Genomic DNA, 23,927 nt, shown 5'->3' with positions numbered 1-23,927 from the left:
CCGCGCGGGCCCGGAGCCCTTCTGCACGGATTCGTACGCATCCGCCGGGCCCCGCGGACCCGCCGCTGCCCAGCGAATGACTCAGGTTACCGGCGGCGCGGCCCCCAGGATCAAATCGGTTCCGCGGCACGGGCCCGGCACCACGCCGCCAGGGCCTCCGGGCGACCGGCACGAGCCCCCTCCTCCGGCCCCGGATCCGGGTCTCGCGACAGCCCGCGACCGCCGCCCCGCATCCCTACCGTACGATTATTGACAATCGTTTCCATGTTTGTTGAAAATGAGTGTCATGAACACCAGCCGTCGTCGTCCCCGCCTCATATCCGTGACCGCCTCCGCCGCGGCCGCCGCTCTGAGCGTCACCCTGCTCTCCGCCTGTTCCTCCGGGGACTCGGGCTCCGACGACGGGAAACTGGACGTCACCGCGTCCTTCTACCCGATGGCGTACCTCGCCGAGCAGATCGGCGGCGCGCACGTGGACGTCACGAGCCTGACCAAGCCCGGTCAGGAGCCGCACGATCTGGAGATCAGCGCGCGGCAGACCTCGAAGGTCGAGCGTTCCGGCCTGATCCTCTACCTCAAGGGCCTCCAGCCGTCCGTGGACGAGGTCGTCGCCCAGTCCTCCGTGAAGAACAAGGTGGACGCCGCCACGCTCACGAGGATGGAGGAGCACGGCGACGAGGTCGGCGGGCACGCGGCCGCCCATGACGAGCACGCGGACCACGACCACGAGGAGGCGGGACAGGACCCCCACATATGGCTCGACCCGGTCAAGTACGCCGAGGTCGCCAAGGGCGTCGGCAAGGCCATGGAGAAGGCCGACCCCGGCCACGCCGCCGTCTACCGGAAGAACACCACCGCGCTCCTCGGCAAGCTCGGCAAGCTCGACACCGCCTACGCCGAGGGCCTGAAGGACACGAGGACCAAGGTCTTCATCACGACGCACGCCGCCTTCGGCTACCTCGCCGAGCGCTACGGCCTCACCGAGGAGGCCATCAGCGGGCTGAACCCGGAGAGCGAGCCGAGCCCGGCCCGGATCAAGGACCTGCACGCGATGGCGAAGGCGGACGGGGTCACCACCGTCTTCTACGAGACGCTCGTCTCCGACAAGACCGCGAAGACCGTGGCCGGGGACAGCGGACTGCGGACGGATGTCCTGGACCCGCTGGAGGGCATCACCGACAAGTCCCGGGGCCGCGACTACCTCCAGGTCATGGAGTCGAACCTCCAGGCGCTCCAGAAGGCCCTGGGGGCCCGTTCCTGACCTCTGGTCCTCTGGCCGGTCCGGCCTGCGAGCCCGTTCCCGACCTCGGCACCCGTTCCTGAAACCCGCACCCGTCCGCACCCGTCCATGACGGCCCGTACCCGCCCGGGCGTCTCCCTTCCGACTTCCGCAGCACCGCACAGTCCGCACCCCAGGAGGCGCGCGCATGACTTCCCTCACCCCGTCCGGCGGGGGCGGCGAAAGCCGCCCCGCCGGTTCCCCGGGCTCCCGCGAGCCCGTCATCGCGCTGCGCGGCGTCCGCGCCGAGCTGGGCGCGCGCCCGGTGCTGCGCGGGATCGACCTGGAGGTGCGGCGCGGCGAGGTCGTGACGCTGCTCGGTGCGAACGGTTCGGGCAAGTCGACGGCGGTGCGTACCGTGATCGGCCAGGTCCCGGTGAGCGGCGGGGAGGTCGAGCTGTTCTCCACCCCGCGCCGGCGCTTCCGCGACTGGTCGCGGATCGGCTACGTACCGCAGCGCACGACCGCCGCGAGCGGGGTGCCCGCGACGGTGACCGAGGTCGTGTCCTCGGGGCGGCTCTCCCGCAGCCGGCTCGGCTTCCTGGGCCGCGCGGACCGGGCGGCGGTGGGCAGGGCGCTGGAGCAGGTCGGGATGGCGGACCGGGCGAAGGACTCGGTGGACGCGCTCTCCGGAGGTCAGCACCAACGGGTCCTGATCGCCCGCGCGCTGGCCTCCGAGCCCGAGGTCCTGATCATGGACGAGCCGATGGCCGGGGTGGACCTGGTGAGCCAGTCGGTGCTGGCCGAGACCCTGCGCGAACAGGTGGCGCTGGGCACGACGGTGCTGCTGGTGCTGCACGAACTCGGGCCGCTGGAGCCGCTGATCGACCGCGCGGTCGTCCTGCGCGACGGCTGCGTCCTGCACGATGGACCGCCCCCGAAGGCCGTGGGCCAGCATGCCCTGCCCGGCCACGACCACGTCCACCCGCACAGCGGCGCCGAGCCCGTCCGTTCCGGACTGCTCGGCTGACCGGCCAGGAAGGCACACTCTCATGGACATGCTCCAGGACCCCTTCATGCAGCGGGCCTTGCTGGCCGCCGTACTGGTCGGCGTCACCGCCCCCGCCATCGGCATCTACCTCGTCCAGCGCCGCCAGGCGCTCATGGGCGACGGGATCGGCCACGTCGCGATGACCGGTGTCGGTCTCGGCTTCCTGCTGTCCGCCTCCCCGGTGTGGACGGCGGCGGCGGTGTCGGTCGCGGGCGCGATCGTGATGGAACTGATCCGCTGGTACGGCAGGACGCGCGGGGACATCGCGCTGGCCATGCTGTTCTACGGCGGCATGGCGGGCGGGGTGCTGCTCATCAACCTGGCGCCGGGCGGCTCCAGCGCCAACCTCACCTCGTACCTGTTCGGTTCGCTCTCGACGGTCTCGCGCAGTGACGTCGTGGCGATGTGCGTGCTCGCGGCCCTCGTGGTGCTCGTGACGGTGGGGCTGCGCCGCCAGTTGTTCGCGGTGAGCCAGGACGAGGAGTTCGCGCGCGTCACGGGCCTGCCGGTGCGGCTGCTGAACCTGCTGATCGCGGTGACGGCGGCGCTCACGGTGACGGTCGCGATGCGGATCGTGGGGCTGCTGCTGGTCAGCGCCCTGATGGTGATCCCGGTGGCGGCCACGCAGCAGTTGAGCCGGAGCTTCGCGGCGACCTTCGCGGGCGCCGTCGCGATCGGCGTGGCCACGACCCTGGGCGGGACCTCGCTGTCGTACTACCAGGAGGTGCCGCCCGGCGCGACGATCGTGCTGATGGCCATCGGCGTGTTCGTCGTGCTGTCCCTGCTCGCGACCCCCTTGGCGCGGCGTGCGGCGCGGTCCCGGGCGGTGGCGCACGGGGCGGGTGATCCGGCCGAGTGCGTGCTGCCGGAGGTCCCGCCGGGGGCGGTCCCGGCCGCTCGCGCCTCGTCCGCCACGGGCGCGGGCCCGGGAACACCTGGCACAATGACCAGCCAGCAGACGTGAGGAGGCAACGGTGACCACCGCTGGACCCCCGGTACGCGGCCGTTCCACGCGGCAGCGGGCCGCCGTGGCCTCGGCCCTGTCCGAGGTCGACGAATTCCGCAGCGCGCAGGATCTCCACGACATGCTGAAGCACCGTGGCGACTCCGTCGGGCTGACCACCGTCTATCGCACGCTGCAGTCGCTGGCCGACGCGGGCGAGGTGGACGTCCTGCGCAACACGGAGGGCGAGGCGGTCTACCGCCGGTGCGCCTCCGAGGAGCACCACCACCATCTGGTGTGCCGCATGTGCGGGAAGGCCGTCGAGGTGGAGGGCCCGGCGGTGGAGCAGTGGGCCGAGGCCATCGCGAGCGAGCACGGGTACGTCAACGTGGCGCACACGATCGAGATCTTCGGGACCTGCGCGGACTGCGTGCGGGAGTGCGCGGACTGACCGCGGTGCTCCGCGCGTCGGCGGACACCGGCAGAGCCGTACGACGGGGCTCGGCCTGAAGGAACTCGGCCTGAGGGAGGGCGTGGAGCGGATCGCTTCGCGCCCTCCCTTCGCGTTGCCCCCGGCACATTCCGCCACTCCGTCCGGAAGATCATGGATCGGGCGCGGATTTTCCGGCGGATCGCGGGTAGACGGGCAAAAACATGGTGGGTGTGCGCACGTCGCACGAGGTGACGTACGCGTCGCGCCCTGGGTGATTCCCGGAGGTTGTGCGTGACGGATTCCCGGAGGTTGTGGTGACCGAGACCGTGACCGAGGCGGCGGGCGCCGTGTCCGAGACGAGGGACCAGGTGTCCGGGGCGAGGGGTGCCACGTCCGGGGCGGCGGAGGCTTTCTCCGAGAAGGCCGAGAAGGCCGAGAAAACCGCGAAAGCCACGCGGGCCGCCAGGACCGCGAAGTCCGAGAAGTCCGTGCCCTCGCGCGAGGGCGCGTCGCTCCGAGTGGTGGGCCCGGCCGGGCCCGGGGCCGCGCCGACGGCGCCCGGAGCGGGCCGGGTCGCGTGGATCGGCCTTCAGTGCGGCGATCCGGAGAGCGCGCGTTCCTTCTACGGCCGGGTGCTGGGCTGGACCTTCGAGCCGGGCGACGGCCCCGGGGCGCTGTGGCGCGGTCTGGACGCCTCCGGGGCGCAGGTGCTCACCCTGGGCCGCTCGTACTCCGGTAAGCCCGCAGCGGGCGTGTGGGCGCCGTGCTTCACGGTGCCCGACGCGCGGGCGGCGGCCGCACGGGTCCGGGAGAGCTGCGGGACGGTCGCGGTGGGCCCGTTGCCCCTGGAGGGCGGACGCGGACTGCTGGCCGCCGACCGGCAGGGCGCGGGCTTCACGCTGTGGGAGCCGGGCCGTGACGTGGTCAAGGGCGCTCCGGTCGCCCGGCACCGCCTGTACAGCCCGGACGCGGTGGACGCGGTCGCGTTCTACCGCTCGGTCCTGGCGGCGGACGCGCGCCGGCTGCCCTCGGAGTCGGTGCTGCTGCGCGGCCCGGAGCGGCTGCTGTCGGTGGCCCCGGCGCCCCGGGTACGGCGTGGGGCGGGCCGTCCGGTGGCCTCGCGGGCCCGCTGGCAGCCGGAGTTCCTGGTGCCGGACGTGGAGGCGGCGGTGGCCTCGGCGCTCGCGGCGGGCGCCTCGCTGCTGGTGGAGGACGCGGCGCGGGCGGTGCGCGGACGCGGTCTGCTGCGCGCCCCGGACTCCACGGTGTTCGCCCTGGCCCAGGCGTGAGCGCCGCCGGGGCCCGGCGCTCCGGGCCCCGCGGCGTCGCCACCGCCTGCCGCCGGTGTCACCGGCCCCGGCGCGCGGTCAGCTCCCGCTGACCGCCCCGGCCGCCCCGGGCTGCGGGCCGCCGCGCATCGCGGCCTCCATCTTGATCAGTTCCTCGTTGGGCACGGCCCCGCCGAAACGGCGGTCGCGGGAGGCGTACTCGACGCAGGCGCGCCACAGGTCACGGCGGTCGAAGTCGGGCCACAGCACGTCCTGGAACACCATCTCGGCGTAACTGCTCTGCCAGATCAGGTAGTTGGAGATGCGCTGCTCACCGCTGGGGCGCAGGAACAGGTCGACGTCCGGCATGTCCGGGTAGTACAGGTACTTCTGGATGGTCTTCTCGTTGACCTTGCCCGGGTCGAGCCGCCCGGCGGCGACCTCCTCGGCCATCCGCCGGGCGGCGTCGGCGAGTTCGGCGCGGCCGCCGTAGTTGACGCAGAAGTACAGCGTGAGCAGGTCGTTGTCCTTGGTCTGCTCCTGGGCGACCTGGAGTTCCTGGACGACGGACTTCCACAGCTTGGGCATCCGGCCCACCCAGCGGATGCGGATGCCGAGTTCGTCCATCTCGTCGCGGCGGCGGCGGATCACGTCGCGGTTGAAGTTCATGAGGAAGCGGACCTCCTCGGGGGAGCGCTTCCAGTTCTCGGTGGAGAAGGCGTACAGCGACAGGTTCTTCACGCCGACCTCGATGCAGCCCTTGAGCACGTCGAGGACGACGCCCTCGCCGACCCGGTGGCCCTCGGTGCGGGGCAGTCCGCGCTGCTTGGCCCAGCGGCCGTTGCCGTCCATGACGCAGGCGACGTGGTTCGGGAGCAGTTCACCGGGCAGCTTGGGCGCGGTCGCTCCGGAGGGGTGCGGCTCGGGGGCCTTGTACTCGCGGCGCTGCCGTCCCAGAATCCCGCGTCCTGCCATGGGTCTCACATCTCCCGGTGTTGACGTACTCGTACGGCCGGCTCCTGGCCGCCCCCCTTGCCCGCGCTCGCCGCCCGTCCTACTTCTCGACGTAGCGCATGGACCGCAGACCGCGCTCCAGATGCCAGGACAGGTAGGCGGACACGAGCCCGCTGCCCTCCCTGGCGTGACGCGGTTCACACGCGTCCGCGGTGGCCCAGTCACCGGTCAGCAGGGCGCCGAGCAGGGCGAGGGCCTCCGAGGAGGGTACGACGCTACCGGGCACCCGGCAGTTCCCGCAGACCGCGCCCCCCGAGGAGACGGAGAAGTGCCGGTTCGGCCCGGGAAGTCCGCACCGGGCGCAGTCCGTGAAGCTCGGCGCGTAGCCGTTGACGGCGAGCGAGCGCAGCAGGAAGGCGTCGAGGACGAGGGAGGGCGTGTGCTCGCCCTGCGCGAGGGTGCGCAGTCCGCCGACGAGCAGCAGGTACTGCTGCACGGCGGGCTCCCCCTCGTTGTTGGTGAACCGCTCGGCGGTCTCCAGCATCGCGGTACCGGCCGTGTACCGCCCGTAGTCGGTCACGATGTGCCGCCCGTACGGGGCGATGGTCTCGCTCTGCGTGCACAGCGGCAGCCCGCGCCCCAGCAGCTCGCTGCCGCGCGCGAAGAACTGCACGTCGACATGGGAGAACGGCTCCAGCCGCGCCCCGAACTTCGACTTGGTCCGCCGCACCCCCCGCGCCACGGCCCGCACCCGCCCCTGCCCCCGGGTCAGCAGCGTGATGATCCGGTCCGCCTCCCCGAGCTTCTGGGTGCGCAGCACGATGCCGTCGTCGCGGAACAGACTCATGGGGCCATTGTCGCGTACGGAGGGGGTGGGGCGGGGGGAGGGGCGAGAGGGCGCGACGCCACGGTTCGGCCGCGCGCGGGGCCGGCGACCGCAGGACGCGGCCCGGGCCCGCTCCCCTCCCCCACCCGCGTGGCACACTCCGCCCATGCCTCAGGACACCCAGCGCACGACGACAGCCACGGACACCCCGCACGCCTCCTCGGCCGGCACCTGGACCTTCGGCGGGGACGGGCCGACCGTCAACCGGATCGGGTTCGGGGCGATGCGGCTCGCTTCGCGGGAGGCGTTCTCCGGGCGGGACTCGCGCGGTCGTGAGCAGTCGCTCGCGGTGCTGCGGCGGGCCGTGGAGCGCGGGGTCGACCACATCGACACGGCCGCCTTCTACTTCTCGCCGCTGCGCTCCGCGAACGAGCTGATCAACAGCGCGCTCGCGCCGTACCCGGAGAACCTGGTCATCGCGACGAAGGTCGGCCCGCGCCGTGACGCCTCCGGCGGGTGGCGGGACTGGGCCCGGCCCGAGGAGTTGCGCGGGGAGGTCGAGGAGAACCTGCGCCAGCTCGGCCGCGACCATCTGGACCTGGTCAACCTCCGTATGAACGGCCCGCGCCCGGTGGACGAACTCTTCGGCGCGCTCGCCGAGTTGCGTCAGGCCGGCCTGATCAGGCACCTGGGCGTGTCGAACGTGACCACGGAGCAACTGGCGCAGGCCCGCGCGATCGCCCCGGTGGTCGCCGTGCAGAACCGCTTCTCGCTGGACTCCCGGCGCGGCGACTCGGCCGAGGTGCTGCGCCGCTGCGGCGAACTCGGCATCGCCTTCGTCCCGTTCTTCGCGATCGCCGGGCAGCACAAGGAGTCGGGCCGTCCCGGCGAGGACAGGGACGACACCGTACGGGCGGTGGCCGAGGTCGCGCGGGCGCACGACGCGACCCCCGCGCAGGTCCGCCTGGCCTGGACCCTGCACCAGGGCCCGCACGTCCTCGGCATCCCCGGCACCGGCGACCCGGCCCACCTGGACGAGAACCTGGCGGCGGGCGCGCTGCGACTGAGCGCGGCGGAGCTGGAGCGGCTGGAGACGGCGGGCGGGACGGCGGACGGGTCGGAGGGCTAGAAACCTCTGTCACCTCGCGGGCAGGGGCGGGGGCGGGGGCCCGGCCCCCTCCCCTGCCGCCACCGCTCAGGGCACTTCGCCCCGGCTGCGGGCGTTGACGTACGCCGTGCAGGCCCGGACCCGTTCGAGGACGGTCGCGGTCCGTACGGTGGCGGGGGCGGCGTCCCAGACGGCGCCGACGCCGATCGGCCTGAGCCGTACGGCGCTCTCGTCGGCGGTCACGACGAGACCGACCCGCCCGTTGACCGTGTCGACGGCGTACGTCCCGACGAGCACGCTCACGCGGCGGCCGCCTTCCGGCGCAGAACGGCGGCGAGCCGCGCGGCGAGTTCCGGCGCGCACCCGCCGAGCTGAATGTGCGGGCACGGCTTCTCCCGGGCCACGGAAGAGAGATCGAGCCCGAGGGACGGCAGTTTGATCCCCACGGCGGAAAGCGCCGCGCGCAATTCCTCGACCGTGTCCTTGGCCTCGTCCACACAAATCGTGGCGTGCGTCCGCTTGTTCGACATCATGGTCGCCCTTCATCAGAAGTGGTGAGTTGCCTCAACCTCACCATGACCATGGGCGTTACTCCCTACAGTGAGAAGCCTTTGCGGGTGTACACCAGCACTGTGAGGAGCGGGCGTTGAGGCTTGACGAAGAGTTCAAGATCCTGACCTGGGAGTACTTCGGGGAGGAGTTGAAACGGGCGAGGATGGCGGCGGGGTTGACGCAGTCGGAGCTGGCGGCACGCGTCTACGTGTCGGCCAGTTACATCGCCCAGTTCGAAATCGGTCAACGCAAGCCGCAGTTGGATGTGGCCGAGCGCATCGACGCGGTACTCGAAACCGGCGGCACCTTCAGGCGCATGGTGCGCAAACTTATCCACACGAGACAGGGGTTGGCCGACCACTTCCTGCCTATGCACGAGGCAGAACCACTGGCGACCGCTATTTACGAGTTCCAGGACCTTCGGATTCCGGGGCTCCTGCAAACCTCAGCCTATGCGTACGCGATCACCAGAGCCATGTACCCCCTCGCCGAGGATGTGTTCGTCAACAGCCTGGTGGAAGCTCGCATGAAACGGGCGCGGATTCTTGCGGACACCACCCGCCCCAAGTACTGGCTCATCCTCCATGAGGCCGCCCTCCTGACACCCGTGGGTGGCCGAGCTGCGATGCGCGAACAACTGGAGTACGTCCTGAGTCGCGCACGTCGCCACGAAGTGGCCGTACAGGTACTGCCGTTTGCCGCCGGGGCACCGGGAGTCATGATCGGCCCCATCCGCCTGATGGAGTTCGAGGACACTCCGTCCGTGCTCTACACAGAGGCCCTGTCCAGCAGCGCCATGCTCGACGACTCTCATGTCTACCGGAAGGCGCAGGAGGTCTACGCTCAGCTCAGGACGGCCGCGCTCCCGCTTGCCGCTTCCATGCACATGCTCGAATCCGCAGCCGAAAGCTACCAATGATGCCTGCCCCCGTACTGTCCGCCGCGAGATGGCGCAAGAGCACCTACAGCAACGGCGAAGGCGCCGAATGCCTCGAAGTCGCCGACCCCCCAGTCGGCCCCGTCCCGGTCCGCGACAGCAAGAACCCCACCGGCCCCGTCCTCCTCTTCCAAGGCCCCGCCTGGTCGCAGTTCATCGAGAGCATGGCAGGCGCCCTTCCACGCTGACCGATACGCCCTACGACCGACTCAGAGCCAGCGCCGCTCACGCATGACCCGCGCTTCTGCTCACAACGGCAGCCGAGGAGGTACCGGCGATGCGCGAAAGCGACTCAACAGTCACGGTGTGGCGCAAGAGCAGCTACAGCGGCGGCAATGCGGACAACTGCCTCGAAGTCGCCGACCCCCCAGTCGGCCCCGTCCCGGTCCGCGACAGCAAGAACCCCACCGGCCCCGTCCTCCTCTTCCAAGGCCCCGCCTGGTCCCGCTTCATCGAGGACGTGACCGCGCCCCGCTGACCGCACACCCCGCGACACGGCCGCCCGTCACACAACCTCGTTGCGGGACGGGGTGAGCAGTGCCAGCCTCCCCGTCATGCCCACCTTCCCCGCCTTCGACGGCACCCCGCTCTCCTACCGCGTCCACGGGACCGAGGGGGACCCCGTCGTCTGTGTCCCCGGGGGCCCCACCGGCTCGGCGTACCTCGGGGATCTCGGCGGGCTGTCGGCCCGGCGTCGGCTGTGCGTGCTGGACCTGCGCGGCACCGGCGCCTCCGACGTTCCCGAGGACACCGGTTCCTACCGTTGCGACCGGATGGCGGAGGACGTCGAGGCGTTGCGGGCGCACCTCGGGCTGGACCGGATGGACCTGCTGGCGCACAGCGCGGGCGGCGTCCGGGCGCTGCTGCTGGCCGGGGAGTACGACCTGAACAGCCCGCCCCCGGCGGTCGCGGCCTTCGCGAAGCTGTTCGGGGAGGCCGTCTTCCTCGTACAGCCGGGGACGGGCCACTACCCGTGGCTGGACGACGCGGGCCTGTTCGTCAGGGCGACGGCGGCCTTCCTGGGCTGAGCGCTCGCCTCCCGGGCGCGCCCGGCCGTCCACCTGCGGGGACGTACACCTAGGGTGTGCGGAGCGAAGCACGTACACGGTCGAACCCGGCACGGGTGACGCCCCGGACCCGAGATCGGAACGCGCCATGAAGGCAGCCCAGTTCAGCCGCTTCGGGGGCCCGGAGGTCCTGGAGATCGTGGAGCTTCCCGATCCGCTTCCGGGGCCCGGTGAGGTGCGGATCGCGGTGCGCGCGGCCGGGGTCAACGCGAGCGACTGGAAGAAGCGCGCGGGGCTGATGGACGAGGAACTCCCGCAGACCATGGGCTACGAGGCGGCCGGGGTCGTGGACCGGCTCGGCGAGGGCGTCGCGGACGTCGCCGTCGGCGACCGGGTGTTCGGCTTCTGCACCGAGGGGGCGGCGCAGGCCGAACTGGCGGTGCTGCCCCACTACGCGCCCCTCCCGCCCTCGCTCGGCTTCGCCGAGGCCGCCGCGCTGCCGGCCGCCGTCGAGACGGCGACCCGCGCGCTCGACCAGCTCGGTGTCGGAAGCGGCGGCACGCTCCTCGTCAACGGCGCCTCCGGGAGCGTCGGCGCCGCCGCCGTCCAGCTCGCCGTGGCACGCGGCGCGCGGGTGATCGGCACGACGAGCCCCGCGAACCACGACTACCTGCGCTCGCTGGGCGCCGAGCCCGTCACGTACGGCGCGGGCCTGGTAGAGCGGGTGCGCGCGCTCGCTCCCGAAGGCGTGGACCTGGCGCTCGACGTCGCCGGGAGCGGGGTACTGCCCGAACTCATCGGCCTGGCGGGCGGTCCGGAGCACGTCGTGACCGTCGCCGACTTCCCCGGCGCGCGGGAGCACGGGGTGAGGTTCAGCCGGGGCGACGACGGTCGCGCCCTCCACGCGCTCACCGGGATCGGTGAACTGATCGAGTCGGGGCGCTTCGCGCTCCCGGCCGTCCACACCTTCCCGCTCGCCGAGATCGCGGCGGCGCACCGCGCCGGTGAGGACGGTCGCCCGCGCGGGAAACTCGTCCTGCTGATCGGCTGACACCCGCCTCCGGGACGAAAAGCATGTGCCGTGCCGCGCCCGGTCGTTGAAGAATGCCCGCATGGCCACCATGAACGTCGACGGGACCGGGCGCGGCCCCTTTCCCCGCGCCCGGTCCCTTTCGCTGACCGCGCTCGCGGGACGCACCTTCGACGCGGTCCCGCCGACGGCGCTGGTCCTGCTCGGCATCGTCAGCGTCCAGCTGGGCTCGGCGGTGGCCAAGCACCTGTTCGGCGCGGTCGGCAGCTTCGGGACGGTCGCGCTGCGGCTGTTCTTCGCGGCGGCGGTGCTGCTGCTGGTGTGGCGGCCGTCGCCACGCGTGAGCCGTCGCACGTGGGCCGTGGTGCTCGCGTACGGCGTCGTGCTCGGCGGGATGAACCTGTGCTTCTACCAGGCGCTGTCCCGCCTTCCGCTGGGGATCGCGGTGACCGTCGAGTTCCTCGGGCCGCTGACGGTGGCCCTGGCCGGGTCGAGGCGGTGGCTGGACGCCTTCTGGGCGCTGCTCGCGACGGGCGGGGTGGTCCTGCTGATGGAAGGGGGCGGCGAACTCGACCTGGTGGGCCTGCTGTTCGGCCTCGCGGCGGGCGCGGCCTGGGGCCTGTACATCCTCGTCGGCGCGGCGCTGGGCCGGCACACCACGGAGGGCGGTGGGCTGGCGCTCGGCATGGCGGTCGCGGCGCTGGTGGCCGTGCCGTTCGGTGTGGCCGAGAGCGGGACGGCGCTGATCCAGCCGTGGGTCCTGATCGCGGGGCTCGGTGTGGCGCTGCTGTCCTCGGTGATCCCGTACACGCTGGACCTGGAGGCGCTGCGCAGGATTCCGCCACGCGTGTTCGGCATCCTGATGAGCCTCGAACCGGCGATGGCGGCCCTCATCGGCTTCGTCGTGCTCCGCGAGTCGCTGCACCTGTCGCAGTGGATCGCGGTGCTGTGCGTGGTGGCCGCGTCCGTGGGCGCCACGCGGGGCACCGGTCCGGCCGACTGAACCGGCACCGAAACGGGTCGCCGTCCCCGGGCCGGGCCGTTACCTTCCCTCTGAGCGTGCCGCGACACGGGTGGACGCCGCGACGAAGGGGGCCGCCATGGGGCCGGGCACCGTACGGAACGACGGACTGGGTCTCCTGCTCGGACAGTTCGACCAGGCCAGGGAGACGGCCCGGGCGCGGCTGGCGGGGCTCGGCGACGAGGAGTACCTGTGGAAGCCCGTACCGGGGTGCTGGTCGGTCCGGCGCCGGGCCTAGGCGGCGACCCCGAGGGCGTACGGGCCTGGCGAGTGGGTGCTCGACAAGGGCGCCCCCGACATCCCGGCGAGCGAGTACGCCGAGGCCGCCCGGCAGGCGGCCGACGGCATGACGGTCGACAGGATCGCCGAGGACTGGAGCGTGAGCGTCGAGCGCGTCGAGCAGGTCCTCGCCCACACCGGTACGCCTAAGCCCGACGAGACGCACGTCACCACCATCGCCTGGCGCCTCGGCCACCTGCACTCCGGCCTCGCGGGCCGCTGGGAGTGGACTTTCGGCGAACGGCGGCGAGACCCGCACGAGTTGGTCGGCTTCTCCCCGTCCGCCGCCCCGGCGCTCGAAGGCTTCTGGGCGCTGCTCGACCGCCGGCGCGCGAGCCTCGCCTCCGTCACCGACGAGCAGCTCGACACGGTCGGCCTCTCGCAGTACCCGTACGACTCCGACCCCGGTGACCCGTTCGCCGCCGTGGTGGCCGGGGAGAACCTCGAACTCATCCACCACATGGCCGAGATCGCGCTGCTCCGCGACCTGTGGCGGGCCGGATTCCCCACGTCCCGGGCCGGGCGGGCAGGCTGACCCGACCGGCGGCACCGCTCGCCGCCGGGACGCCCACGAGCACGGCCTGAGTATCCGGCTTACGCACGACGGCACCGGGCTCGAATGCCCTGGACTCCACGAGCCCGCTACGGCGCGGAACACCCGGGGCTGTTCCCGGGTATTCCGACGGGTCCTGCGACCGTGGGCGTCCGGTCACCGGCGGCGAGCCGCCTCGCGGCCGGCCGGTCGCGCCGCCCAGGACGGCCCCTCTCCGGACGGCCGCCCCACCGCCGTCGTGCCGTCGCGCCGAGGCGCCGAATAGAACACCCGTGGAAAATACCGGCCCGCCCAGCGATTCTCTGCCGAGGACGCCACTCGACAACACCCTGCGCATAGCCCCCATGAACCTTCCATGAAGGGCGTGTTGCACGCCCCGGCCAAGGCCGAGCGGGTGGATTACGTTGACCGAAGGCGCTGCCTCAGAAGCTCGGACGCCTCAGCCCATAAGCCTATTCCCCTAGGATTCCTGTGAAGTTGCACAAGCAACCGGACGACCTTGTGGCCGTTGTCGGAGCCGGCGCCATGGGAACCGGGATATCCCAGGTCGCGCTCCTCGCCGGCCACCGGGTGCTCCTGCTGAGCCGCCGTGTGGAGAGTTCCCGGCGAGGCCGGGAGGAAATTAAGAGCCGCATTCTCCGGCTGGTCGGCAAGGGGCGGCTGGGCAAAGAGGAAGCGCTCGCCGCTCTGGACCGGCTGACCACCTCGGAGGAATTACCGGAAGCGGCCTCGGCCGGCCTCGTCATAGAGTCCGTGCGCGAGGACATGGCGGCCAAGTCCGCGGTTCTGGCGAGCATCGAGAAGCACGTGGGCGAGGAAACCATTATCGCCACCAACACTTCTTCCCTGTCCGTGACCGCTCTCGCCGCCGGCCTGGAGAACCCGGCCCGGTTCGCGGGACTGCACTTCTTCAATCCGGCTCCCCTGATGAGGCTGGTCGAAGTGGTTTCCGCGACGGCCACGGCCGAGCGCACCACCCGTTTCCTGCACAGGACCGCGGAACGCTGGGGAAAGACCCCGGTGCTCTCCGCCGACCTGCCCGGATTCATCGTCAACCGGGTGGCACGCCCGTTCTACGGGGAGGCGCTGCGCACCCGGGAACAGCGAGCGGCCTCACCGGCCACCATCGACGCGGTCCTCACGGGCTCGGGGGGCTTCGCCATGGGCCCCTGCGCGCTGATGGACCTCATCGGCCACGACGTCAACGAAGCGGTCACCCGGGGGGTGTGGAGCGCCTTCCACCACGACACGCGTTTCGCCCCCTCCCTCGTCCAGCGCAAGCTGGTGGAGGCCGGGTACCTCGGGCGCAAGGCGGGCCGGGGGTTCTACGGCCACGGGCCCGGCGGTGCCCCGCCCGCTCCGGGCACCCGCGCCCCGGTCTCCGTACCGCCGCCGCGTCTGGTGCGTCTGCACGGTGACGCCGGGCCCGCCGGAGGACTCGTGGACGTGCTCGTCGCGGCCGGAATCCCCGTCGAACGGGTGGCGGCGGCCGCCGGCAGCGCGCTGGACGGGATGTTCGAGCTGCCCGACGGGACGCTGCTGCGTCTGACCGACGGGCGGACAGCCGACCGGCACGCCCGGTGTACGGGACGTCCGGTCGTCCTGTTCGACCTGAGCCCGGACTTCGCCACCTCCTCCCGTACCGCCCTGGCGGTGAGCGGCGGGGTGCCCGATGCCTCGCGGGACGCCGCGGTGGGCCTGTTCCAGCTGCTGGGCAAGGCCGTCAGCACGGTGGACGACATCCCGGGGCTGCTGGTGTTCCGTACCGTCGCCATGCTCGTCAACCTCGCGCTGGACGCGGTGGCCGACGGCCTGGCGAGCGCCCACGACGTCGACACCGCCATGCGCCTGGGCACCAACTACCCGCTGGGGCCGGTCGCCTGGGGCGAGCGGATCGGGCTGCCCTCGGTCCTCGCCCTGCTGGAGAACCTCGACGACGAACACCGGGACGGGCACTACCGCCCCTCCCCCGCGCTGCGCCGCGGAGCGCTGCGCACCGGCCCACTCGCGGTCTGACCTCCTCTTCCAGAAACGGAGACACCACCCATGCAGGCTCTGTCACACCTCGCCCGGGACGTCGCGTCGGCCAAGGAGCAGGGGCGCTACCGGACGTACCTGAACCTGGAGCGCCGCGCCGCGACGGCCCCGCGGGCTGTGCTCCACGCCGCCGAGGGCCCGCGCGAGATCACCGTCTGGTGCTCCAACGACTACCTCTCGCTGAGCCACCACCCGGCGGTCGTCGACGCGGTCGCCGACACGGTGCGCGGTGTGGGCCTGGGCACCGGCGGCGCGCGCAGCATCTCGGGCACCAGCACCTTCCACGAGGACCTGGAGGCCGAACTCGCCTCGCTCTACCGCAAGGAGCGGGCGCTGCTGTTCAGCACCGGCTTCGCGGCCAACGACGCCACCCTGTCGGTGCTGGGCCGGCGCATACCGGGGCTGGTGATCTTCTCCGACGAGCTGAACCACGCGTCGATCATCCAGGGGGTCCGCAACAGCGGTGCGCAGAAGAGGATCTTCCGCCACAACGACACGGGCCACCTGCGCAAGCTGCTGGAGGAGACGGGCCCCGACGCGCCCAAGCTGGTCGCCTTCGAGTCCCTGTACTCCATGGAGGGCGACTTCTCCCCGGTCCGGGAGATCGTGGACCTCGCCGAGGAGTTAGGGGCCCTGACCTACCTGGACGAGATCCACTCGGTCGGCATCTACGGCGAGGAGGGCTCCGGCTACGCGGAGGAGCAGGGCGTCCGTGACCGGGTCACCGTCTTCCAGGGCGGTTTCGGCAAGGGGCTCGGCGGGGCCGGCGGCTACATCGCCGGGCCCGCCTCCGTCATCGACAGCGTGCGGACCTTCGCGGCCCCGTTCGTCTTCAGCACGTCCGCCCCGGCACCGCTGGTGGCCGGCGCGCTGTCCGCGCTGCGTCTGGTCCGCCACGACTCCACCCAGCGGGACCTGCTGCGGGCGCGTGCGTCGGAACTGAAGGAGGCACTGGCCGCGCGGGGCATCCCGGTCATATCGCGGGACAGCCACGTGGTCCCGGTGCTCGTCGGCGACCCGCACCGCAACAAGGAGGTCAGCGCGCTGCTCCTGGGCGACCACGGCATCTACGTCCAGCCGGTGAACGCGCCGACCGTGCCCGAGGGCAGCGAGCGGCTGCGCGTCACACCCACCTCCCGTCACACGGCCGAGGACGTCGAGGCGTTCGTCCAGGCGCTCGACGCCGTGTGGTCGGCGGCCGGTCTTCCCCGCAGCCGCTGACCGCACCGGCCGCAGGCCGTCGCCCCGGCACGGGTTCCGAAGCCGCGCTCGTGCCGGGGCCGCGGCCGAAACCGCACCCAAGATCAAGGATTCTCGTGAAAAACGCCACCCCACCTGTGCTCTGGCTGCTCGCGGTGGGCGCCTTCGCCATCGGCACGGACGCGTTCGTGATCGCCGGTGTGCTGCCGGAGATCGCGCACGACCTCCGTGTCTCCCCCGGTGCCGCCGGTCAGCTGATCACCGTGTTCTCCCTGACGTACGCGCTGTTCGCCCCGGTCAGCGCCACGATCACCGGCTCACTGTCCCGCCGGACCGTACTGGCCTGCGGGCTGGGCACGTTCGTCGTCGGCAACGTCATCTCCGCACTGGGCGACTCCTACGGCTGGGTCGCGGCGGGCCGGTTCGTCGCCGCGCTCGGCGCCGCCTCGTACACGCCCCAGGCCTCCGCCGCCGCCGCGTCCCTGGTCCCCGAGGAGCGCAGGGGCCGGGCACTGGGCATCGTCATCGGCGGCCTGACCGTGGCCACCGCGCTGGGGGTGCCGATCGGCACCTGGATCGGCGGCGTGGCGGGCTGGCGGGCCACGCTGTGGGCGGTCGCCGCGCTGGGCGCGGTCGCGCTGCTGGGGAGCCTGGTGCTGCCGAGACTGGCGCCCGCGGGCAGGCACCCGCTGGCCGAACGGCTCTCGGGCCTGCGCGACCCGGCCGTCCTGATCACCCTGTCGGTCACCCTGCTGGCCGTCACCTCAGAGCACGTGGTCTACACGTACATCGGCCCGGTGCTCCAGGACGCCACCCACGGTGGGCGGGCGCTGTCGGTGCTGCTGTTCGTCTTCGGCGTCGGTGCCGTCGCGGGCAACGCCGTCGCCGGGACCGCCACCGACCGGCTGGGCAACCGGGCGGTGCTCCTGCTCGCCGTCGGCGGCATGGCGGTGGACCTGGCCCTGCTCCCGCTGTGGTCCGGGTCCCTGACCGGGGCGGGCGTCGCGTTGTTCGTCTGGGGTGCCACGGGGTGGATGTACCTCGTGCCCCAGCAGCACCGGCTGCTCTCGCTCAGCGAGGCGAGCGGCCCCTTCACCGTGGCGCTCAACAGCTCCGCCCTGTACCTGGGCATCGCCATCGGCGGCGTGGTCGGCGGGCTCCTCGTCAACACCTGGGGCCCTGGGTCGACCGCCGTGCCCGCCTTCGTCCTCGCGGCCGTCGCCGTGACCGTCGCGGCCCTCACCTACGGACGTCCCACCCCCACCGGCCCGGCGCGGGAGACACGCGCTGATCCCGCGCGGCAAGGAGTTCTCGACGATGACTGACCGACCTGCCGACGACCCCGTCGTCGTCACCGGGATAGGCACCCTGCTGCCCGGCACCGGATCGGCCGCGGAGTTCTGGCGGCACGTATCGGGCGGGCGGTCCCAGATCGGGGCCCTCACCCGGTTCGACGGCCCCGCCGAGGGGCTGCCCGTGCACGCGGCGGCCGAGATACGCGACTTCGACCACGCCGCCCGCCTGCCGGGCCTGGACCCCTCCCACGCCCGCAAGTACAGCCGCGAGATCCTGATCGCGGTGTCCGCGCTCGTCCAGGCCCGCGACGACGCGGGCCTCGGCCAGGGGGACGTCGATCCCCGGCGGCTCAGCGTGATCTTCTCCTCGTCACGCGGCCCGCTCTCCTGGTGGCAGCCGGTGCTGCGCGGCGAGGACCCGACGGCGTACGACGACAAGGGCGCCATGTTCCGCGGGCTGCCCGGCACCCCGGCCAGCCTGGCCGCCATCCACACCGGGGCGAAGGGCCTCGTCACGACCGTCAGCAACGCCTGCGTCGGCGGCCACCAGGCGATCGGCCTGGCCCTGCGGGAGCTGCGGGCGGGCAGCAGCGACGCCGTCCTGGTCGGCGGCCACGAGTTCCCCATCCTGCCCGAGGTGGCGCACTGCTACCGGGCGCTGGGCGACGGCGTGCTCTCCACGGAGTCCGCGGACCCCTCCCGCGCGGTGCGCCCCTACAGCGCCGACCGGGAGGGGTTCGCCCTCGGCGAGGGCTCCGTGGTGCTGTGCCTGGAGCGGGAGTCGACCGCCCTGCGGCGCGGGGCCCGGGTGTACGCCCGTGTCCTCGCCCACGCCTCGATGAACGAGGCCGACCACCCCACCACCATGGACCTGACCGGCGAGGTCACCGCCGGTCTGGTGGTCGAGGCCCTGGAGGAGGCCGGGCGCCGCCCGGACGAGGTGGGCTACTTCTGCGGCCACGGGACCGCGACCCGCTACAACGATCTCGCCGAGAGCCGGGCCCTGCGTGCGCTGTATCCCGGCCGCGGCCCCGGGGCGCTGCCCCCGATCAGCTCCAACAAGCCGATCTACGGGCACACCTTCGGCCTGGCCGGGATCATCAACGCGGCCTCCACCGCTCTGATGCTGCACCACCAGCGGCTGGCGCCGACCATCAATCTGACGATGCCCGACCCGGAGTGCGACCACGACCACGTGGCGGAGGGCGCCCGCGACACCTCGTTCGATCTCGCGGTGTCCCTGTCGTTCGCCTTCGGGAGCCAGACGTCGGTGCTGGCGCTGGGGGCGGCGGCCTGAGAAGCGAGCATCGTGCGGTCCTCCAGCCGCTTCCTGCCGCGCGAGCACCCGTACGGCGGCGGCCGTCCGGACTCCCGCTGGACGGTGGGCAGTTCATGACAAGGTGTCACCGGCCGTCCACCGGTCCAGCCGTCCAGCCGCCCACCCGTCCGTCCGTGCGCCGGACGTCAGCGCCGCCGCACCAGCGCCACCAGGCTCAGCCCGAACATCAGGACGCCCAGCGGGAGATGGACCGAGGGCACGTGCGCGATGCCGAGCACGACCTGGACCGAGGCGAGGACGAGGAAGCCGGTCGCGTGCCCTATCGGCCGGGGCGAGCCGCCGCCCGGCTTCCACGCGAGGACGGCGGCGAGCACGTAGAGCATCGAGGCGCCGTACATGACGCGGGCCCCGACGCCGTGGATCGTCTCCCCGTAGTGCGAGGTCAGCAGCAGTCCGGCCGAGATCGCCTGGACGAAGATGGTCAGTGTCTGCAGGGCGATCGCGACCTGGAGGAACGAGAAGCGGTGCGGTGCCGTCGCCTGGGTGGTCATGCTGCCGTCCCCTTTTCCGCCCCGTGCGGGCAGTGGATCGATAAGGTCTCACCAGCCCGACGAAACGGGCCGCCGGAAGGTAAGGCGACGGGGGCGACGGAAGTATGAGGGCAGCGGAGGCGGCCGGGCCGGCCGGGGAGAGCGCCGGCGGAATAGCTGGCGAGCGGCGTCAACTGATCAACGTGGCCTACCGGTTGCTCGGTTCACTCGCGGAGGCCGAGGACGCCGTGCAGGAGGCGTACGCGCGCTGGTACGCGCTGCCGCCGGAGGGGCGGGAGGAGATCGCCTCCCCCGGCGCCTGGCTGACGACGGTGACCGGCCGTATCTGCCTGGACCTGCTCGGCTCGGCGCGGGCCCGGCGGGAGCGCTACGTGGGCGCGTGGCTGCCCGATCCGCTGCCCGGCCGCGCCGGGTGGGGCGAGGGCCGCGACGGCGACCCCGCCGACCAGTTGGTCCTGGACGAGTCGGTGACCATGGCCTTCCTCGTCGTCCTGGAGTCGATGACGCCCGCCGAGCGGGTGGCGTTCGTCCTGCACGACGTCTTCCGGTACCCCTTCGCCGAGATCGCCGCCGTCGTCGGCCGGACCCCTGCGGCCTGCAAGCAGCTCGCGGCCTCGGCGCGGCGGCGGGTGCGCGAGGCGCGGACCCCGGTGACGGGGGCGGGGCAGGCCGAGGCCGTGCGGCAGGTCAAGGAGGCGTGGGAGACGAAGAACATCGCGGCCCTCGTCGGCCTCCTCGACCCGGCCGCCGTGATGACCGCCGACGGCGGCGGCCTGGCCGGCGCGGCCCTGCGCCCGGTCGAGGGCGGTGCGGCCATCGCCCGGTACATGGTGGCCGTCGCCGACCGGGCGCCGGGGCTCGAACTCCTGGAGCGGTCCGTCAACGGGCTGCCCGGCCTGGTGGCGCGGCGGGCCGGCGCCGTCATGACCGTGGCCGCCTTCGAGGTCGCCGACGGCCGCGTCACCCGGATCTGGGTCGTCCGCAACCCGGAGAAGCTCCGGCCGTGGGCGCGGGAGGACTGAGGCCGTGACACGGGAGCGGCGGAAGGCCACGGGCGGGCGACGCGACGCGCCCCGGGCGGACGGGACCGAGCCACGCGGGCACTACGCGACCTGGGCGAAGGTGTTCGCCGCCGTCGTGCTCCTCGTCCTCCTGCCCCTCGCCCTCTGGATCGTGCTCTCGCTCTCCACCGGCCCGGCGGTCATTCCCTGGTGAGGAAGACGCCCGGGAACCCGCCTCGGCCACCCCGGGAAGCACGACCGGCCGGCCTGCCCGCCCGTATGTCCGCCCGGCCGCTCAGGACGGCATCCGCGCCTCCTCCAGCAGCCGCGTCACCTCGTGCGCCTCCAAAGTCAGCGCCGTGCCGACGAGTTCGAGGGCGTCGCGTTCGGCCGCCGTGTAGGGGCCGTCCGCGAGGGCGACGCGGGCGCCCTGGAGCAGGATCGTTTCGCGGCCGACCGGGGCGAGGTGCGGGGCGAGCGGGTCGATGGACTCGTGCAGCTCTATGGCCAGCGTGAGCGCCGCCGTCTCCGCCTCCGCCGGGTCGTCGGGGCAGGCGGCCGAGCCGGGGTCCTCCGACAGGGCCCGCATCAGCATGTAGAGCTGGTCCTCGCCGCAGTCCTCGAACCCGGCGGCGCGCACGGTCGCGGCGGCCGTCTCCATCGTCGTACGGGAGGCCGTGCCGCCCGCCGCGAGGACGGCGACGACGACGGTGTGCACGGCGTCGCGCAGCAGCGCGCCGAAGCGGTGGGTGGTGGGGTGGTCGAGGACCTCCGGCCCGAACCGGCCCTCGCAGGAGCCGCATTCGACGACGGGACCGGTACCGCCGCGCCCGAGGACCGGGACACCGAGGAAGGTGAGCCGGCGACGCCCGGTGCGGCGCAGGTAGTTGCGGTCCCCGCCGCAGTCGGGGCAGAAGAACTCGCCGTCACCGACGGTCGTCCAGCTCGTGCGGACGTGGGCGATCCGCGCGCCCGTGCGGGCAGCCCAGCGCAGAAGGGCGCGGACGCCTCCCCCACGCACCCGGCGGACGTACCCCGTACGCCCGTCCCGAACCCGGTCGCCGCTGTGGTCCCGGCCCTGGCCTCCGGCTCGTACCACGAGGCACCTCCCTTCAGCGGCAGCGCTTCCTTGCGCTGCGCTTTCCCGTTCCGCGCCCCCGTCCCTGCCCGGCGGGCGCCGCCGTACGGGACGGCGGCGCCCGGCCGGCCCGGGGCTGCGGGCGGCGCTCACCCGAACCAGCCGGGCGAGGAACCGCATTGGCGTGATGTTAGCCACATCCGCGTGGTGTCGTCAGTACCCACGTGTTACTCGGCTGAGACATGGCCGGGATATGACGTGGGCCCCGCCGGTCGGAAACCGGCGGGGCCCACGAGGCGAACAGGGGTTCAGGGACTGCGAAAAGGTCCGGCGCCCCGGGCGCGGCGCAGGAGCGGCGCCCCTCCCCCGCCGCGCCGGGCGGGCGTCAGCGGGTGGCGCGGTTGACGGCGGAGACGACGGCCTTCAGGGAGGCCCGCGTCGTGTTGGCGTCGATGCCGATGCCCCACAGGACCTTGTCGCCGATGGCGACCTCGATGTACGAGGCGGCGACGGCGGAGGCGCCCTCGCTCATCGTGTGCTCCTGGTAGTCCAGCAGCCTGGCGTCGATCCCGATGCCCGTCAGGGCGTGGAAGAAGGCCGAGATCGGACCGTTGCCCGAGCCGACGAGGGTCTGCTCGGCGCCGTCGACCTCGGCTTCCACCGTCAGCGTGTCGATGCCGTCGGTGTCGGTCGTGGTCTGCCCGTGCCTGACCTGGACGCGGCCCCAGGGGTTGTCCGGGTTCGGCAGGTACTCGTCCTGGAAGGCGGCCCAGATGTCGGCCGGGGTGACCTCCCCGCCCTGCGCGTCGGTGCGGGCCTGGATGATCTTCGAGAACTCGATCTGCATACGGCGCGGCAGTTCGAGCTTGTGGTCGTTCTTCAGGACGTACGCGATCCCGCCCTTGCCGGACTGGGAGTTGACGCGGATCACGGCCTCGTAGGAGCGGCCGACGTCCTTCGGGTCGATCGGCAGGTACGGGACGGCCCACTCGATGTCGTCGACGGTCTTCCCGGCCTGCTGGGCGCGTACGCCCATCGCCTCGAAGCCCTTCTTGATGGCGTCCTGGTGGGAGCCGGAGAAGGCGGTGTAGACGAGGTCGCCCGCGTAGGGGTGGCGCGGGTGGATCTCCATCTGGTTGCAGTACTCGGCGGTGCGACGGATCTCGTCGATGTCCGAGAAGTCGATCTGCGGGTCGATGCCCTGCGAGAACAGGTTCATCCCGAGGGTCACCAGGTCGACGTTGCCGGTGCGCTCGCCTTGGCCGAACAGGCAGCCCTCGACGCGGTCGGCGCCGGCCATGACGGACAGTTCGGCGGCGGCGACGGCGGTGCCCCGGTCGTTGTGCGGGTGCGCGGACAGCGCGACGTACTCGCGGCGCGAGAGGTTGCGGGACATCCACTCGAAGCGGTCCGCGTAGGTCGAGGGCGCCGAACGCTCCACGGTCGCGGGCAGGTTGAGGATGATCTCGCGGCCCGGACCGGGCTGCCAGACGTCCATGACGGCCTCGCAGACCTCCAGCGCGAAGTCCAGCTCGGTGTCGGTGAAGATCTCCGGCGAGTACTGGTAGCCGAAGACGGTCTCCTCGCCGAGCAGCTTCCGGGCGTACTCCACGACGTGCCGGGTGCCGTCCACGGCGATGCGCTTGACGTCCTCGCGCGAGCCCCGGAAGACGACCTCGCGGAAGACCGGCGCGGTCGCGTTGTACAGGTGGACGTTGGCGCGCCGGGCGCCGACCAGGGACTCGACGGTCCGCTCGATCAGCTCCTCGCGGGCCTGGGTCAGGACGGAGATCGTCACGTCCTCGGGGATCGCCTCGGGGTCCTCGATGATGGACCGCACGAAGTCGAAGTCGGTCTGCCCGGAGGACGGGAAGCCGACCTCGATCTCCTTGTAGCCCATGCGTACGAGCAGGTCGAACATCTCGCGCTTGCGGGCCGGGGACATCGGGTCGATCAGGGCCTGGTTGCCGTCGCGCAGGTCCGTGGAGAGCCAGCGGGGGGCCTTCGTGATCCGCTTCTCGGGCCAGGTGCGGTCGGGGATCGCGACCTGCTCGTACCGGCCGTACTTGTGGACCGGCATCCCGGAGGGGCGCTGGAGGTGCGTGGTGTTGCCGAGGGGGGTGCGCGCGGAGGTTCCGGGGTCGACAGGCTGGCTGATGCTCATTGCGTGGGCTCCTCTTGGGTCCGCCGAAGCGGCCGACGGTGCGGAAAAACCGCAACACCTCACTCCGCGGGGAGGGGGTCGGCCTACGACTACAGACCCTCGCCGCGGCAGCTAAGAAGAAGCAGCCCGAAACGCATGATG

General features: G+C 72.5%; 25 protein-coding genes and 1 pseudogene. 19 read left to right on the top strand and 7 right to left on the bottom strand.

The window, feature by feature from the left end; all coding sequences use genetic code 11:
- Positions 1–277 precede the first annotated feature (277 nt).
- The 5 genes from AB0J21_RS08465 (at position 278) to AB0J21_RS08445 (ending at position 4,935) form a co-directional block, all read left to right on the top strand.
- Positions 278–1,261 carry a metal ABC transporter substrate-binding protein gene (locus tag AB0J21_RS08465; protein ID WP_363145068.1) on the top strand — a complete coding sequence of 328 codons (984 nt, stop codon included), beginning with the start codon at positions 278–280 and terminating at the stop codon, positions 1,259–1,261.
- 166 nt (positions 1,262–1,427) lie between these two features.
- Positions 1,428–2,249, top strand: coding sequence for a metal ABC transporter ATP-binding protein (locus AB0J21_RS08460; RefSeq protein ID WP_363145067.1), 822 nt, complete (start codon positions 1,428–1,430; stop codon positions 2,247–2,249).
- Between the two features lie 22 nt (positions 2,250–2,271).
- The gene (locus tag AB0J21_RS08455; protein ID WP_363145066.1) at positions 2,272–3,234 is read left to right on the top strand and encodes a metal ABC transporter permease; all 963 of its coding nucleotides are present in this window, start codon (positions 2,272–2,274) and stop codon (positions 3,232–3,234) included.
- Positions 3,235–3,244: 10 nt separating this feature from the next.
- Positions 3,245–3,664 (top strand): Fur family transcriptional regulator, encoded by a 420-nt coding sequence (locus AB0J21_RS08450; protein ID WP_363145065.1) that lies wholly within the window; start codon positions 3,245–3,247, stop codon positions 3,662–3,664.
- Positions 3,665–3,960: 296 nt separating this feature from the next.
- Positions 3,961–4,935, top strand: a complete 975-nt coding sequence (locus AB0J21_RS08445; RefSeq protein ID WP_363145064.1) for a VOC family protein — start codon at positions 3,961–3,963, stop codon at positions 4,933–4,935.
- 78 nt (positions 4,936–5,013) lie between these two features.
- On the opposite strand, the gene AB0J21_RS08440 is transcribed toward AB0J21_RS08445, so the two are convergent.
- Entirely contained in the window at positions 5,014–5,889 is an 876-nt protein-coding gene (locus tag AB0J21_RS08440; RefSeq protein WP_363145063.1) for an isoprenyl transferase, read from the bottom strand.
- A gap of 79 nt (positions 5,890–5,968) precedes the next feature.
- Positions 5,969–6,715, bottom strand: coding sequence for a DNA repair protein RecO (gene recO / locus AB0J21_RS08435; protein ID WP_363145062.1), 747 nt, complete (start codon positions 6,713–6,715; stop codon positions 5,969–5,971).
- 145 nt (positions 6,716–6,860) lie between these two features.
- Here recO and AB0J21_RS08430 point away from each other — a divergent pair, with 145 nt between their 5' ends.
- Positions 6,861–7,823: an aldo/keto reductase gene (locus AB0J21_RS08430; protein WP_363145061.1), complete on the top strand. Its 963-nt coding sequence runs from the start codon at positions 6,861–6,863 to the stop codon at positions 7,821–7,823.
- A 66-nt stretch (positions 7,824–7,889) separates the two neighbouring features.
- On the opposite strand, the gene AB0J21_RS08425 is transcribed toward AB0J21_RS08430, so the two are convergent.
- Both AB0J21_RS08425 and AB0J21_RS08420 read right to left on the bottom strand, forming a co-directional pair.
- Positions 7,890–8,105, bottom strand: coding sequence for a hypothetical protein (locus tag AB0J21_RS08425; RefSeq protein ID WP_363145060.1), 216 nt, complete (start codon positions 8,103–8,105; stop codon positions 7,890–7,892).
- Positions 8,102–8,332 carry a hypothetical protein gene (locus tag AB0J21_RS08420; RefSeq protein WP_363145223.1) on the bottom strand — a complete coding sequence of 77 codons (231 nt, stop codon included), beginning with the start codon at positions 8,330–8,332 and terminating at the stop codon, positions 8,102–8,104. Before AB0J21_RS08420 ends, AB0J21_RS08425 begins: the two co-directional genes overlap by 4 nt.
- A 116-nt stretch (positions 8,333–8,448) precedes the next feature.
- On the opposite strand from AB0J21_RS08420, the gene AB0J21_RS08415 reads away from it, so the two are divergent.
- From AB0J21_RS08415 to AB0J21_RS08365, 11 genes and pseudogenes are all read left to right on the top strand, one after another.
- Positions 8,449–9,273 carry a helix-turn-helix transcriptional regulator gene (locus tag AB0J21_RS08415; RefSeq protein ID WP_363145059.1) on the top strand — a complete coding sequence of 275 codons (825 nt, stop codon included), beginning with the start codon at positions 8,449–8,451 and terminating at the stop codon, positions 9,271–9,273.
- The gene (locus AB0J21_RS08410) at positions 9,270–9,479 is read left to right on the top strand and encodes a DUF397 domain-containing protein (protein WP_363145058.1); all 210 of its coding nucleotides are present in this window, start codon (positions 9,270–9,272) and stop codon (positions 9,477–9,479) included. The genes AB0J21_RS08415 and AB0J21_RS08410 overlap by 4 nt, the downstream gene beginning before the upstream one ends.
- An 89-nt stretch (positions 9,480–9,568) precedes the next feature.
- Positions 9,569–9,769, top strand: a complete 201-nt coding sequence (locus tag AB0J21_RS08405) for a DUF397 domain-containing protein (RefSeq protein ID WP_363145057.1) — start codon at positions 9,569–9,571, stop codon at positions 9,767–9,769.
- 76 nt (positions 9,770–9,845) lie between these two features.
- Entirely contained in the window at positions 9,846–10,319 is a 474-nt protein-coding gene (locus tag AB0J21_RS08400; protein ID WP_363145056.1) for an alpha/beta hydrolase, read from the top strand.
- 127 nt (positions 10,320–10,446) lie between these two features.
- Complete coding sequence (locus AB0J21_RS08395) at positions 10,447–11,349, top strand: NADP-dependent oxidoreductase (protein ID WP_363145055.1); 903 nt, start codon at positions 10,447–10,449, stop codon at positions 11,347–11,349.
- A gap of 61 nt (positions 11,350–11,410) precedes the next feature.
- On the top strand, positions 11,411–12,331 hold the full coding sequence (locus AB0J21_RS08390) for a DMT family transporter (protein ID WP_363145054.1): 921 nt from the start codon (positions 11,411–11,413) through the stop codon (positions 12,329–12,331).
- 97 nt (positions 12,332–12,428) lie between these two features.
- Positions 12,429–13,163 (top strand): annotated as a pseudogene (locus tag AB0J21_RS08385) (DinB family protein).
- Positions 13,164–13,652: 489 nt separating this feature from the next.
- Positions 13,653–15,197, top strand: a complete 1,545-nt coding sequence (locus tag AB0J21_RS08380; protein ID WP_363145053.1) for a 3-hydroxyacyl-CoA dehydrogenase — start codon at positions 13,653–13,655, stop codon at positions 15,195–15,197.
- Positions 15,198–15,227: 30 nt separating this feature from the next.
- The gene (hemA, locus tag AB0J21_RS08375; RefSeq protein WP_363145052.1) at positions 15,228–16,439 is read left to right on the top strand and encodes a 5-aminolevulinate synthase; all 1,212 of its coding nucleotides are present in this window, start codon (positions 15,228–15,230) and stop codon (positions 16,437–16,439) included.
- A 95-nt stretch (positions 16,440–16,534) separates the two neighbouring features.
- Positions 16,535–17,743 carry an MFS transporter gene (locus AB0J21_RS08370; protein ID WP_363145051.1) on the top strand — a complete coding sequence of 403 codons (1,209 nt, stop codon included), beginning with the start codon at positions 16,535–16,537 and terminating at the stop codon, positions 17,741–17,743.
- Positions 17,736–19,010, top strand: a complete 1,275-nt coding sequence (locus tag AB0J21_RS08365; RefSeq protein ID WP_363145050.1) for a beta-ketoacyl-[acyl-carrier-protein] synthase family protein — start codon at positions 17,736–17,738, stop codon at positions 19,008–19,010. The genes AB0J21_RS08370 and AB0J21_RS08365 overlap by 8 nt, the downstream gene beginning before the upstream one ends.
- A gap of 167 nt (positions 19,011–19,177) precedes the next feature.
- Here the strand turns inward: AB0J21_RS08365 and AB0J21_RS08360 are convergent, their stop codons facing one another.
- On the bottom strand, positions 19,178–19,543 hold the full coding sequence (locus tag AB0J21_RS08360; RefSeq protein WP_363145049.1) for a hypothetical protein: 366 nt from the start codon (positions 19,541–19,543) through the stop codon (positions 19,178–19,180).
- Between the two features lie 104 nt (positions 19,544–19,647).
- Here AB0J21_RS08360 and sigJ point away from each other — a divergent pair, with 104 nt between their 5' ends.
- Positions 19,648–20,565, top strand: coding sequence for an RNA polymerase sigma factor SigJ (gene sigJ, locus AB0J21_RS08355; RefSeq protein ID WP_363145048.1), 918 nt, complete (start codon positions 19,648–19,650; stop codon positions 20,563–20,565).
- Between the two features lie 4 nt (positions 20,566–20,569).
- Positions 20,570–20,758, top strand: coding sequence for a hypothetical protein (locus AB0J21_RS08350; RefSeq protein WP_363145047.1), 189 nt, complete (start codon positions 20,570–20,572; stop codon positions 20,756–20,758).
- A gap of 81 nt (positions 20,759–20,839) precedes the next feature.
- Here AB0J21_RS08350 and AB0J21_RS08345 read toward each other — a convergent pair whose 3' ends face one another.
- A complete protein-coding gene (locus AB0J21_RS08345; protein ID WP_363145222.1) occupies positions 20,840–21,508 on the bottom strand; it encodes a TerB family tellurite resistance protein in 669 nt (222 codons plus the stop codon).
- Between the two features lie 499 nt (positions 21,509–22,007).
- Positions 22,008–23,702 carry a 2-isopropylmalate synthase gene (gene leuA, locus AB0J21_RS08340; protein ID WP_363145221.1) on the bottom strand — a complete coding sequence of 565 codons (1,695 nt, stop codon included), beginning with the start codon at positions 23,700–23,702 and terminating at the stop codon, positions 22,008–22,010.
- Positions 23,703–23,927: the final 225 nt, after the last annotated feature.

Source organism: Streptomyces sp. NPDC049954, from assembly GCF_040656295.1.
Taxonomy (GTDB): Bacteria; Actinomycetota; Actinomycetes; order Streptomycetales; family Streptomycetaceae; genus Streptomyces.
This window is presented reverse-complemented; position numbering and strand designations above follow the sequence as displayed.

Excerpts from the sequence above, each read along its gene's own strand:
- AB0J21_RS08465 (WP_363145068.1), top strand. The coding sequence starts at position 278 with ATGAGTGTCATGAACACCAGCCGTCGTCGTCCCCGCCTCATATCCGTG.
- AB0J21_RS08460 (WP_363145067.1), top strand. The coding sequence starts at position 1,428 with ATGACTTCCCTCACCCCGTCCGGCGGGGGCGGCGAAAGCCGCCCCGCC.
- AB0J21_RS08455 (WP_363145066.1), top strand. The coding sequence starts at position 2,272 with ATGGACATGCTCCAGGACCCCTTCATGCAGCGGGCCTTGCTGGCCGCC.
- AB0J21_RS08440 (WP_363145063.1), bottom strand. The coding sequence starts at position 5,889 with ATGGCAGGACGCGGGATTCTGGGACGGCAGCGCCGCGAGTACAAGGCC.
- recO (WP_363145062.1), bottom strand. The coding sequence starts at position 6,715 with ATGAGTCTGTTCCGCGACGACGGCATCGTGCTGCGCACCCAGAAGCTC.
- AB0J21_RS08430 (WP_363145061.1), top strand. The coding sequence starts at position 6,861 with ATGCCTCAGGACACCCAGCGCACGACGACAGCCACGGACACCCCGCAC.
- AB0J21_RS08420 (WP_363145223.1), bottom strand. The coding sequence starts at position 8,332 with ATGTCGAACAAGCGGACGCACGCCACGATTTGTGTGGACGAGGCCAAG.
- AB0J21_RS08410 (WP_363145058.1), top strand. The coding sequence starts at position 9,270 with ATGATGCCTGCCCCCGTACTGTCCGCCGCGAGATGGCGCAAGAGCACC.
- AB0J21_RS08405 (WP_363145057.1), top strand. The coding sequence starts at position 9,569 with ATGCGCGAAAGCGACTCAACAGTCACGGTGTGGCGCAAGAGCAGCTAC.
- AB0J21_RS08400 (WP_363145056.1), top strand. The coding sequence starts at position 9,846 with ATGCCCACCTTCCCCGCCTTCGACGGCACCCCGCTCTCCTACCGCGTC.
- AB0J21_RS08395 (WP_363145055.1), top strand. The coding sequence starts at position 10,447 with ATGAAGGCAGCCCAGTTCAGCCGCTTCGGGGGCCCGGAGGTCCTGGAG.
- AB0J21_RS08390 (WP_363145054.1), top strand. The coding sequence starts at position 11,411 with ATGGCCACCATGAACGTCGACGGGACCGGGCGCGGCCCCTTTCCCCGC.
- hemA (WP_363145052.1), top strand. The coding sequence starts at position 15,228 with ATGCAGGCTCTGTCACACCTCGCCCGGGACGTCGCGTCGGCCAAGGAG.
- AB0J21_RS08365 (WP_363145050.1), top strand. The coding sequence starts at position 17,736 with ATGACTGACCGACCTGCCGACGACCCCGTCGTCGTCACCGGGATAGGC.
- AB0J21_RS08360 (WP_363145049.1), bottom strand. The coding sequence starts at position 19,543 with ATGACCACCCAGGCGACGGCACCGCACCGCTTCTCGTTCCTCCAGGTC.
- sigJ (WP_363145048.1), top strand. The coding sequence starts at position 19,648 with ATGAGGGCAGCGGAGGCGGCCGGGCCGGCCGGGGAGAGCGCCGGCGGA.
- leuA (WP_363145221.1), bottom strand. The coding sequence starts at position 23,702 with ATGCCGGTCCACAAGTACGGCCGGTACGAGCAGGTCGCGATCCCCGAC.